This window comes from Gammaproteobacteria bacterium, from assembly GCA_030680605.1.
In the GTDB taxonomy this organism is placed as follows: Bacteria; Pseudomonadota; Gammaproteobacteria; order SURF-13; family SURF-13; genus JAQBXX01.
The window spans coordinates 1-2,497 of the sequence record JAUXUQ010000016.1 but is presented as its reverse complement, the minus strand read 5'-3'; the positions used below and the strand labels follow the sequence as shown (position 1 = coordinate 2,497).

At 42.1% G+C, this 2,497-nt stretch carries 2 protein-coding genes; both read right to left on the bottom strand.

Annotated elements, in window-relative coordinates:
- Positions 1-158: PepSY domain-containing protein (locus Q8L89_07275; protein ID MDP1708846.1), on the bottom strand; the 158-nt coding region annotated here is incomplete at its 3' end.
- A gap of 92 nt (positions 159-250) precedes the next feature.
- On the bottom strand, positions 251-2,497 hold a 2,247-nt coding region (locus tag Q8L89_07270), incomplete at its 5' end, for a TonB-dependent siderophore receptor (protein MDP1708845.1).

Below are 2,497 nucleotides of genomic sequence, written 5' to 3'. Positions count from 1 at the left end.
TCAATGTCCAGCCAAAAAGACAAAATACTGCCGGTCAAACCGATAACCAGTAATATCGCACCTGCAAATAAGCCCAGGTATAAATGAACTTTTAGCCACAGTTTACGGCGTTTTTTTAGACTGGCTAAATGCCCTGAATTTATTTTCGATGCATTCAATGTTAATTTCTCTGTCGTTCCCTTGTAGGAACGTAGGTTGCTACTCAGTACAACCTACAATTATTAATGGCTCTTGAAAAAAGAATTGCTATTTAAAACTCTATCCGCAATGAACCAATAGCCGTTAATGGCGCACCTATATAAACACTATTACGAGGCGCCGCGTTAGAGCCAAGGTCGGTAGATTCAAAATAGTCTTTATCCAAAAGATTGCGTATATTAATTTGCGTAGTCACTTTAGTTTCACCCACTTTCAAGTGATACGCCGCAAAAGCATCCATACGAACAAAACCTGATAATTGAAAAGTATTTTCCAAATCACCTTCCCTCTTTCCTGCTGCAACACCGCCGACACCGATACTAAAACCATCTAGTGCTTCGTAACCGTTAAAATCATATTTGGCCCATAAGCTTCCTGAGTGCTCAGGCACATTGGTTAAACGATTGCCCTCATTGCCGTTGTCGTCTTTAATTTGACGAGCATCAGTATATGCATAAGAGCCAATGAGACTAAACTGATCGGTTATTTGTCCTAACACGTCCAGCTCTATTCCCTGACTACGTGCTTTACCAATAGTAGTTTTATCACTAGGATTCGCTGTACTTAAATCCGGCATTAATATATTTTCTTTGGTAAGGTGATAGTAGGCCAAGGTTGTCGTTAGACGTTGATCAAACAACTCGGATTTAATCCCCGCTTCAAATTGCTTACCAATTTCCGGATCGAAACTTGAACCTGTTGCCGATATACCATTATTAGCACCGAAAGAGGTCGTCCAGTTACCGTATAGACTCAGTTCTTTATTCAGTTGATAAACAATACCTACTCGAGGACTAAAGCCTTCTTCAGGGTTCATTTTCATGTTGGCATCACTGGCTGAAAAAGATTCATTCCATTCATTACCAGTGCGCGCCCAGTCATAACGTCCACCACCGGTTATATGTAATTTATCCCATAAAGTAATATGATCTTGAAAATAAACCCCATACCAATCTGCCAAGTAGGTTGGAAAATTCCAGCCTTCCGAGTTACGTGGAATATTAAATACGGCCGTATCGATACCATAGCTTGGATTTAAAATATCAAGCTCCAAGCCCGGAGTGGGTGCATAGTAAGCGCCATGAATCTGGTACTGGGTATAAGACCGTAAATAATCAAAACCGATCAAAATATCATGTTTCGTTCCAGCCATTTCAAACTTACCTGTTAAATCCAGGTTAGTCGTATACGTTTCTTCATCAGATACCTGAGCAAAGACGCTACGGCCAAAAGTTCTGTTATCCGCTTCTAAGGCGATACCATGAGCAGGAGCAGGCGTAAGAAATACCATGTCACTGTGATTGTAACTTGCCAAAAAACGGTTATGTACTGCCCAGTCCTCATTAAAGCTATAATTCATTTCAGAACCCAAATGTACTGACCTTTGGTTATCGATTGGGTCGTTGGAATCTCCCATTGAGCGGTTAATCGGAATTGAAGCTGGACGATTACCGACAACTGGAATACCAAAGTCCGCCTGATAATCTTGATCCAGCCATTCTAAATTAACGGTAAAATCCAATGCATCAGTGGGCTGCCATGTTACGCTCGGTGCCAGTACAAAGCGGTCGGCCGAGACAAAGTCGCGAAAAGAATTGTTATTCTGATAGCTTCCAGAGAAGCGATAAAGCAATGATTCATCATCTGTAATCGCATTGGTTGCATCCCATTGGGTTCTATAATGATCATAAGACCCCATTTGCTGCTCAACAGAATAATAGGGGGTTGCTTGCGGCTTTTTAATGTTGATATTTACCAGTCCACCCGGCTCGCTTCGCCCGTACAATACAGATGCCGGGCCTTTCAAGACCTCTATGCTTTCAATATTAGCGGTATCGAATTCAGCAGAGAATGCATCATTCCCTGCATTGGCTATCAACCCATTACGATAGGTTTTATCTGTCTGAAAACCGCGAATAATGTATCCCGTCCCCAGGTTTCCTGTAGACCTTGCGCGCACTCCACTGACATTTTCCAAAGCATCTTTGATTCTGACGCTCTTTTGATCTTCCATAACCGATTTAGGAACTACTTGAATTGAAACGGGTGATTCCAGTGTCGGCGTATCGGTTTTGCTAGCTGACCTTGTACGAGGCGCCGAATAGCTATCCATTTTATTACCAACTACCGTCATGGCATCCAACTTGATTGTATCCTCTGCTTTGGTGGCCGAGCCTTCAGTCTTGCCCTCCTCAACCGTCTTATTTTCTTCATCTAATGTCTCAGCCGCCAGACAGGAATCTGTCATTAGTAAAGCGATTGTTAATGAGACCGAATGCAAAAAAGTGTATTTGTTTAT